Raw genomic sequence first — 8747 nt, 5'->3', positions numbered from 1 at the left:
TTATGCAATTACGGGCGCGGTATCTGATTTATCCTTGATATCACGACCTACGCAGCAAACAGCAAATGCGACTGCCGTCCCGATACATAGCTGCCATGGGAAGGCCAGCGCCTTCCACGCCGTTGGTAGCCCAAGACTGTCCACCACATAATGCTGTTGCAGCAGGATCGTGACAAAGCCAGCCAGCAGCGCGGCAATCACCGACCATGTCGCCCCACGCTTCGTAAACACGACGGTGCCATAGACGCCCAGCAAGCCCGAATAGGCAAAGACCATGACGCCGAGTACAAATTCGAGCAAAGGCGTGTCGCTGTAATGCTGCCAATAGAAACACAATATCGACATCGCAAACAGCGCACATGCGAGCAATATCATCGCCGTGCGTCCGGCGTTGACATAATGCTGCTCGCTTGGCGGTGCGCCACGCCGTTCCAGCCATGGCCGGTAAAAATCGTTCACAACCACCGCCGACATCGAGATTAATCCGGAATTGATCGCCGCCGCTGCGATGACGCCTACGGTTACCAGCCCGCGCAGGCCGGGCGGGATTTCAGACAGAATGAACGACATGAAGACCGTGATTTTTTCGCCGGCGAACGCATTGGTGGCGCCAACGCTAACGCCCATCAGGTCGGGGCGGTTGTAAAAGATGTGGAGCAGCGACCCTATCGCCATGAATAAAGCCACCACGGGGATTGCCGCCCACATGCTCGCATACAAAGCGCGCTTGCCCGATTGTGCATTTTCGCATGCCAAAAAGCGCTGCGTCGTGTCCTGATCGAGCCCGACATTGCCGATATAGAGCAGCACCAGCCCGGTCAGGATCGCCCATACGGTAAACGGCTTGGTAAAGTCGAACGACCAGTCAAACAAACGCAGCTTGTTCATTCCGTCCGGTGCAGATTGAAGCGCGTCCCAAATTTCCGGAGCGGGTGCGGGAATTTTCACCAGCAGAAAGATGAGCACCAGCACCGCACCGCCGAGGTAGAGCACGACCTGCACCAGGTCGCTCCAGATAACGGCATTCAGCCCGCCGAACAGTGTGAACACAACACCGAAGACGACGAGCACCGCCGACGCGATAACGATATGTTGCGGCTCGACATCAAGGAAGATGATCATCGAAACCGCAATAGCGGCAAGATACAGCCGCGCACCGCTCGCCAAGATCCGGCCGACGAGATACATACCCGCTGCCGCGCGTCGTGCGGTCGCGTCGAAACGGGCCTCCAGCAATTCATATACCGTGGTCGCACCGATTGCGTAAAATCGCGGGATCAGGAAACGTGCGACGACAAAGGCAGCGATGATCGCGGCGAAGTTGCTTGTGAGATAGCTATAATCGCCGCGATAGCTGTTATCAGGGGCGCCGAGGAATGTTGCGGCCGACTGCATCGTCGACAGAACGGACACCGCAACCAGCCAGACCGGTGCATGATGCCCGGCGAGAAAATAGTCATCCGCTGTTTTGGAACGCCGTGTCGCCTGATAGCCCGCAAATGCCAGCAATGCGACATAGGCAAGCAATATGCCCCAGTCATAAACGGTGAATGCTAATGGCATGAATGCTCCCCCAAGGCTGAGCCATTAGCGGAACATGCCTGTTTGTTCAAATGCGCTACCGCGCCATATATGCATCCAGCGTTTCGTGGTAATGGCGTATGCGGCTTTCCTGATAACGCGCCAATGTCACACCCGGTTTTTTCGACGCGCGCAGACCTTTTTGGATCCGCTTCAGATTGTCGGTATCCTGATCCGCTACCATCGCGGCCGAACCAAGCTCCGGTGCGTCGGCCCATTTCTGATCCAGCCCCAGCATCGTCATTTTTGCCGGTTCCGGATGCGATCCGTCGGGGGCTTTGGAAAACAGGAACATGATTTCCATGATGGAGCTTTCCGGATCGTCGCCGTTCGGGCGAAAGCGGTAGGTGATGGGCAGCGCCTGCCCGCCCCACGGAACCATATTGGGGAAAAGCATATATTCGATCAGGTCGAGCGATTCCGAGTCCGATAGCGCGGACATGTCACGGCCAATCGAGCGCGAAATCTTCTCCCGCGCACGTTCGGCCAGCTTGCCCCGCGCCGTTTCACCCGCGCCCACTTCAATGGGCTTGCCTGCAAAAAAGGGCACGTCACGGCGCATTTCCTCGATGGTTTGTTCAGCTGTCGTTGCGGGCTTCGATGGGCTGGCGACGCCCTGCACGCTGATCATCCGGCTGACATGGCGTACACCCGGCCAAACATCATATTGGGTGTTGCTGTCGCCATAATAGCTCAGCACCTGCCCATGCGCGAACGGCACATGATATGCCTCGACAAAAGCCTCCATCGCCAATTTCCAGTTGCATGGCATAATCTTGGCAACATGCGCCGCGACATAGCGGTCTTCCAGATTGAAGGACGCAAAATGCTCGGGCAGATTTTCAAGGTAAGTTTCAAGTGGTTCGGCATCAGCATCAAAATTAATGAAAACAAAGCCGCCCCATGTGCCAACGCGCGCTTCGGGAAGGCGCATCTTATCCTTATCAACATGCGGGAAGTCCCATTGGCCGGGAATGACAGATAATGCGCCATCCAGCTTCCAAGTCCAGCCGTGGAAGGGACAACGAAACTGCTTAACGCACCCGCCTTCGGTGCGGAGCATCGTGCCGCGATGCAGGCATGAATTGATATAGGCTTTAATCTCGTCCGGGCCTGTTCGCACGACGATGAGCGAGTCATGCACGATGTCGTAGACCACATGGTCGCCAATATTCGGGATATGCTCCAGCCTGCATGCCAGTTGCCATGTCTTGCGCCAAACCTGCTCGACTTCGCGATCATGCCAGTCTTTGGCGAAGTAACGCGCAATAGAAATATCATCACTGCTTTGCCCAATGGCAGGTGATTCCACGCGCATGACCGCAGGCGCTGGATTACGGTCGCCGTCGAACACTTCCTGAACCGATGGGCCCGGACGGCGCGCAATTATGTTGTCCAAAACTCTCTCCCTGATAACTCTTGCGCCATCCTGCCGTCATGGTAGCAACTGTGCAATGAACAATTTACCGCACCGCCACCTCATTACCATGACGCTGACCGTTGATTTCGCCGGGATGATCAGCATTGGCCAAACCCCCGCCGGCCTGCGCCGCATTGCCCCCGTCACCGGCGGCCATTTTGCCGGCGAGCGGCTGAACGGCACGGTACTGCCGGGCGGAAATGATTGGGTCGTCAATCGTGAAGATGGCGTGATGGTAATCGACGTCCGTCTAACGCTCCAAACTGACGACGGGGCTTTGGTTTACCTCAATTATCAGGGCCGTTTTCTGGCCGAAGCCGAAGCGATGTCTCGGTTCCGGAAAGGCGCATTGCTGGAGCGCCACGAATATTCACTGGCAGTCGTCGCAAAATTCGAATGTGGTGATAGCCGCTATAGCTGGCTGAATAATGTCATCGCCGTCGGCACCGGCGAACAAACCGCCGCGGGTCCGGTCTATTCCATTTTCGAAATAGGTTGAAAAAATCTCGGCCATAAAAGGCTTAACGCCAATCCGCCCATGACCAGCGCAGCGGCCAGCAATTTCCAGCTCTGTAATGGCTCGTGCAAGAATAATGCGGACGCCCCCATCCCGAATATCGGCACCAGCAACGCCATAGGTGCAACGGTTGCCGCCGGATGCCGAGCCAGAAGCCATCCCCAAATGCCATAGCCGAACATGGTGTTGCCAACCGCTTGCCAGACCACCGCCGCCCAGGTCGTCGCTGTTGCCGCGTGCACGCCCGCAATCAAGGCCGACGGGCCTTCAAACAACAAGGCGAGGGTCAATAGTGGCGGCACGGCAAAGATGCTGGCCCAGACCACATAAGCAAGCATGTCGACCTTACCCGCGGCGCGCGAGACCATATTGCCACTCGACCAGCAAAAGGCCGCCGTTACGACGAGCATCAATCCCAATGGCGTCGCGCTGCCATCCGAATGGGTCAGAATGACGGCCAGCCCGCTTGTCGCTAACGCCAGTGCAGCCCATTGGAATGTGCGCACCCTCTCCCCCGTCAGCCGCATGGATAGGGCAATGGTAAAGAAGACCTGGATCTGGACGACCAGTGAGGCGAGGCCCGGCGTGATATCGCCTTTCATCGCCAAAAACAGCAGGCCGAACTGACCGGCCCCGATCAATATGCCGTAAGCTGCCAGATTGGACAAAGGCACCGCTGGCCGCTTTAGGAAGAACGCCGCGGGCAGAAATGCGCACGTAAAACGCAGCGTCGCAAGCCACAAAGGCGGCAAATGGGCTAGCGCCAATTTGATGACAACGAAATTCGTTCCCCACACCGCCATCACTGCGATCGCGAGCAGAAGGTGCAGGCGTGGTAGGGCGGCATTTTGTGGCATAAAAGTCCCCCTAACCGCTCCGCCCATTTTTGCGAACAGTTAATCCAGTGGCACCACTTCTACCGGCAGATCGCTAGCAATTGCGCCGCAATATTGTTCGGGCCAATGCGCAAAGGGACGCACGGCCCCTTCGGTGCGCCAGCGGTTCACGCGCGCAAGATCAGCGTCTGCTATCACCCACGCCCCCTGCCCTTCGGTCCCAATCGCCACAACGCCGTCATCGGGGCTATCCCCATCAGGCGGAACGAACAGCCCTGCTGCACCATAATTTTCGTCCAGCGCCGGCGACCATGGGGCCATGCCAACGGTCGGTGCCTGCGCCACAAAAATCTGGTTCTCCAATGCCCGCGCCTGTGCCCCAATCCGAACGCGGTGATAGCCCTGTAAGCTGTCGGTGCACGACGGGCAGAGAATGGCCTGTGCGCCAGCTTGTGCCTGCGCCCGCGCGATCATCGGGAATTCGATATCATAGCAGGTAGAAATACCCAGCATTCCCAAAGATGTCCGAAAAACCCGCAGGCTTTTTCCACCCTTAATGTCCCAGGATTCACGTTCGAACCGGGTCATCATAATCTTGTCCTGATAGGCCGTTTGCCCGTCCGGCATATACAGCGTCGCCCTGTTTACAACCTGCCCAGCCTCACCGCAAAAGGGTCGGGTTCCGCCGAGCAGGACGACCCCAAATTGCCGCGCGAGATCCGCATAATGGGCGTCAATTCTTGGCCCCAAGGCAACCACGGCTCGCAACGAGGCATGCAGATCGCTCGCCGTCGCCTTGTCGATCGCGGCCAATTCCATCGCCGCATATTCGGGAAAGACCAAAAGCTGTGCGCCTTGCGCGGCGGCATCGCCCACCCACTGCCCGACTTTCGCTTGCCAACTGGCAAAGCTATCGGGTTCCCCGATGGGATATTGAGCTGCCGCAATACGGACCGACGCGGTCACAGGTCGCGCATCCAGAATTGCATCACATGCGCGCTTTCGAAATCATCGCCCAGTTCCTGCCATTCGAGTGTTCCGGTCAAACCGGGCACCGGCGCATAGCCGCGGGCACGCCAGAATGGATGCAAATCGCGTGGTGTTTCGGGCCGCATCGGATGATCGTCCGGGCGGACCACCGCACAAAAGGCAGTTTTCCGTGCCCCTGCGGCGCGCGCTGCGTCTTCACGCGCGTCGAAAAACCGGTGCCCAATGCCTTGCCCCTGATATTGCGGCAACAGAACGGATTCCCCGAAATAGAATATCTGCGCAACATCCAAACCTTGTTCGCGGAGAGGATTCTGGATGTCCGGCTTCTGCCCCTCCAATGGAGACGCCGTAGCCGCGCCGATGATTGCGTCCCCGTCCCGGGCGACGACAAGCACCGAACCCGGTTCGCGCACAAATTCGGCCATATAAGCGGCTTCATACTCTGCACTGCCGTCATACAGATAGGGCCAGCTGCGAAAAACCCGGATACGCAGATCAGACAGCGCAGGAATGGCGGCCCAGCGCTCCTCGGGATCCGTCAAGGAACGGACGTCTACCGTCATGAAACCTGCGCGATCCAGTCGGCAAGATTATAATATACCGAGACGCGTGTGATTTTTCCGTCCGCAACCTCAAAGAAGCCACCGGCTGGCAAGCTGTAGCTCTGACCATGCGCGGCAGGAAAGCCTTCATCAGCAACCTTATAAACCCCGTCGACGATGAATTCCGCCGCCGCGCGCCGGCCATCTTCGCTGGTCATAATGACAATGTCACGCAGCTGCTCGCTGTAGGCATGGTCCATGCGGCCAAGAAAGGCGCGAAAGGCTAGCTTGCCGGTTTCACGGTCCCCTTGATTGATATCATGCGCCACATTGTCATCCAGACATGCCAAGATAGCTTCAACATCCATGGCATTGAATGCAGCATAATATGCGCCAATCAGCGCCGCCGTTTTTTCACGCGTGTCGGCCATATATCATTGTGTCCTTTAACCTGATGAATTGCATTTCGATTAAGTCAGCGAGGCAAGGATTGTCCAGTAAGATAAATTGTCCGGACTTTCATAGGATTTTGAAACGCGATCGCGGCGGACAGCGATCACAGCGGCGGTCGCCCTTGACTCTGCGCCCAACCCTGCTAATGCCCGCCTCGTTCGGTGGGGCGACGGCTCCACCGGCAACCGTCCGAGACAGTTGGTGAACGGAATTTGCCGTTCTTAATGTCCAGCCTAGACGGGGATAGAGATTTCAGGACTGGCTTTTGCCATCCTTCGCCACCGCTCCCGATTTTACATCGTGTGAGTTCGGCATGAAACTTCCCCACGGACTGAAGTCAGCGGATCGCCCAGCCGGGTGTTTCGCTTTTCGTGTTGGATTTTGTCGGCTTGCCGGCGAAGTCTGAAAAAGGAGTAATGCATGAACCGTTCTGAAAAGACCGAAACAGTTGCATCGCTGAACGCCACTTTCAATGAAGCGGCGGTTGTCGTCGTCACCCGTAATCTCGGGCTGACGGTTGCACAATCGACCGACCTTCGTTTGAAGATGCGGGATGCTGGTGCAAGCTATAAGGTTGCCAAGAACCGTCTTGCCAAAATCGCTCTTGAAGGAACGCAATATGGATCGGTAGCTGAATTGCTTACCGGCCCTACAGCGCTCGCCACATCATCGGACCCGGTTGCAGCTGCAAAGATTGCTGTCGAGTTCGCAAAGACCAATGACAAACTTGAAATTGTCGGCGGCGCGATGGGTGACACGTTCCTTGATGTAAACGGTGTAAAGGCGCTGGCTTCGTTGCCATCGCTCGACGAACTGCGCGGCACGCTTATCGGGCTTATCCAAGCACCGGCAACGAAGCTTGCACAGCTGTCGACCGCACCTGCTGCGAAATTGGCACGCGTTTTTGGTGCCTATGCTGACCAAAAGGCAGCATAACTTTTTTGAATTAAACCGGCTGCGTCCCATGGTTTTAACCGGCTGGGCGGGCCCTACAGATATGACAGAAAATCGGAGTGTTATTTAAATGGCTGATATTGAAAAGCTCGTAGACCAACTTTCGGCATTGACCGTTCTTGAAGCGGCTGAACTTGCTAAGGCTTTGGAAGAAAAGTGGGGCGTTAGCGCCGCTGCTGCTGTTGCTGTTGCTGCACCTGCTGGTGCCGCTGCGCCAGCTGCTGAAGAGCAGACTGAATTTGACGTTATCTTGACCGGCGATGGCGGCAACAAGATTGCAGTCATCAAGGAAGTCCGTGCGATCACCAACCTTGGTCTGACCGAAGCAAAGGCTCTTGTTGAGGCCGCGCCAAAGGCACTCAAGGAAGGCGTAAACAAGGCAGAAGCCGAAGACATCAAGGCGAAGATCCTTGCAGCCGGCGGAACCGTCGAACTGAAGTAATTCGGTTTCCCTTACGGGATATAAAATGGGGCGGCCTAGCGATAGGCTGCCCCTTTTTTATTGCCGCGCGTTCGTTACCAATAAACACAAATATTCCGGCCCTTTTCTTTTGAAAATCCTGCAGCTTGCGGGCAGTCATGGCGCATGAATAACAACGCCGACCTCGCCGCCTTGATTCGCAACATTCCGGATTATCCCAAACCGGGCATCATGTTCCGCGACGTCTCTAGCCTGCTGCTCGACGCCGACGGCTATCGCATGACCATTGATCGGCTCGCGGCGCTGGTGGACCCCGATACGCAGCTTGTCGCGGGCATTGAGGCGCGTGGCTTTATCGTGGCGTCCGCTCTGGCTTATGTGCTTGGCCTTGGCCAATTGATGCTGCGCAAGCCCGGGAAGCTGCCCGGCGAGAAAATCGGCACGGATTACACGCTCGAATATGGCACCGACCGCATTGAAATGCATGTCGGCCATGTGCAGCCTGACCAGAAAGTCCTGTTGGTCGACGATTTGATTGCCACGGGCGGCACGGCCCTGGCGGGCGTCGACTTAATCCAACAAGGCGGCGGTAGGGTTGAACAGGCATTGTTCATCGTTGACCTGCCTGACCTTGGCGGCGCGGCCAAGTTGCGCGCCCAAGGTGTGCGGGTGGCATCGCTGATTGGTTTTGACGGCGATTAAGCGCGCCACAAAATTCCGTTTAACTTTGCGGATATCGTGCAGCACATGTCTTGATTTTTGACGGCTCAGGCCGCTTCCCGCTGACTTCAAAACGGGCGATATATCCACCCAGTTTCAATTGTTCGGTAAAACCGGTCAAACGATAGCCCACGGCATCAAATTCGCAGAACAATAGCTTTGGCGGAATACCGTGCTGGGCGGTCGGTCGATCGCGGTCAACGACAATGACCTGTCCGCCCTTGGCGAGCGCAGGCCGCATGCGCCAAAGGAACGCATAGGGCTCACCTATTTCATGGTACATATGCACCATGAAAACCCGGTCAAAGCTGTT

General features: G+C 56.7%; 11 protein-coding genes. 4 read left to right on the top strand and 7 right to left on the bottom strand.

The window, feature by feature from the left end:
* Together ACIQ5B_RS08910 and ACIQ5B_RS08905 are read right to left on the bottom strand one after the other, a co-directional pair.
* Positions 1 to 1563, bottom strand: coding sequence for a sodium:solute symporter (locus tag ACIQ5B_RS08910; RefSeq protein WP_397598700.1), 1563 nt, complete (start codon positions 1561 to 1563; stop codon positions 1 to 3).
* Between the two features lie 55 nt (positions 1564 to 1618).
* The gene (locus tag ACIQ5B_RS08905) at positions 1619 to 2980 is read right to left on the bottom strand and encodes an SRPBCC family protein (RefSeq protein ID WP_397598699.1); all 1362 of its coding nucleotides are present in this window, start codon (positions 2978 to 2980) and stop codon (positions 1619 to 1621) included.
* A 55-nt stretch (positions 2981 to 3035) separates the two neighbouring features.
* Here ACIQ5B_RS08905 and ACIQ5B_RS08900 point away from each other — a divergent pair, with 55 nt between their 5' ends.
* On the top strand, positions 3036 to 3500 hold the full coding sequence (locus tag ACIQ5B_RS08900; RefSeq protein WP_397598698.1) for a DUF3237 domain-containing protein: 465 nt from the start codon (positions 3036 to 3038) through the stop codon (positions 3498 to 3500).
* Here ACIQ5B_RS08900 and ACIQ5B_RS08895 read toward each other — a convergent pair.
* Genes ACIQ5B_RS08895 through ACIQ5B_RS08880 form a run of 4 tightly spaced genes read right to left on the bottom strand, consistent with a single transcriptional unit; the run spans position 3476 to position 6317 of the window.
* Positions 3476 to 4375, bottom strand: coding sequence for an EamA family transporter (locus ACIQ5B_RS08895; RefSeq protein ID WP_397598697.1), 900 nt, complete (start codon positions 4373 to 4375; stop codon positions 3476 to 3478). The genes ACIQ5B_RS08900 and ACIQ5B_RS08895 overlap by 25 nt on opposite strands.
* Positions 4376 to 4414: 39 nt before the next feature.
* On the bottom strand, positions 4415 to 5320 hold the full coding sequence (locus ACIQ5B_RS08890) for a carbon-nitrogen hydrolase family protein (RefSeq protein WP_397598696.1): 906 nt from the start codon (positions 5318 to 5320) through the stop codon (positions 4415 to 4417).
* A complete protein-coding gene (locus tag ACIQ5B_RS08885; protein WP_397598695.1) occupies positions 5317 to 5907 on the bottom strand; it encodes a GNAT family N-acetyltransferase in 591 nt (196 codons plus the stop codon). The genes ACIQ5B_RS08890 and ACIQ5B_RS08885 overlap by 4 nt, the downstream gene beginning before the upstream one ends.
* Positions 5904 to 6317 carry a ketosteroid isomerase-related protein gene (locus tag ACIQ5B_RS08880; RefSeq protein WP_397598694.1) on the bottom strand — a complete coding sequence of 138 codons (414 nt, stop codon included), beginning with the start codon at positions 6315 to 6317 and terminating at the stop codon, positions 5904 to 5906. Before ACIQ5B_RS08880 ends, ACIQ5B_RS08885 begins: the two co-directional genes overlap by 4 nt.
* Positions 6318 to 6759: 442 nt before the next feature.
* Here ACIQ5B_RS08880 and rplJ point away from each other — a divergent pair, with 442 nt between their 5' ends.
* From rplJ to ACIQ5B_RS08865, 3 genes are all read left to right on the top strand, one after another.
* The gene (gene rplJ, locus ACIQ5B_RS08875; RefSeq protein ID WP_183939690.1) at positions 6760 to 7275 is read left to right on the top strand and encodes a 50S ribosomal protein L10; all 516 of its coding nucleotides are present in this window, start codon (positions 6760 to 6762) and stop codon (positions 7273 to 7275) included.
* An 88-nt stretch (positions 7276 to 7363) separates the two neighbouring features.
* Entirely contained in the window at positions 7364 to 7735 is a 372-nt protein-coding gene (gene rplL / locus ACIQ5B_RS08870) for a 50S ribosomal protein L7/L12 (protein ID WP_395629258.1), read from the top strand.
* A gap of 144 nt (positions 7736 to 7879) precedes the next feature.
* Positions 7880 to 8416: an adenine phosphoribosyltransferase gene (locus ACIQ5B_RS08865; RefSeq protein ID WP_395636184.1), complete on the top strand. Its 537-nt coding sequence runs from the start codon at positions 7880 to 7882 to the stop codon at positions 8414 to 8416.
* Between the two features lie 19 nt (positions 8417 to 8435).
* Here the strand turns inward: ACIQ5B_RS08865 and ACIQ5B_RS08860 are convergent.
* Positions 8436 to 8747 (bottom strand): class I SAM-dependent methyltransferase (locus tag ACIQ5B_RS08860; protein ID WP_397598693.1); only part of this gene is annotated, 312 nt, incomplete at its 5' end.

Source organism: Sphingorhabdus sp. (assembly GCF_044374345.1).
Classification (GTDB): Bacteria; Pseudomonadota; Alphaproteobacteria; order Sphingomonadales; family Sphingomonadaceae; genus Sphingorhabdus_B.
Note: the sequence above shows the minus strand (reverse complement) of the source record. Positions and strands in the feature narration are given on the sequence as shown.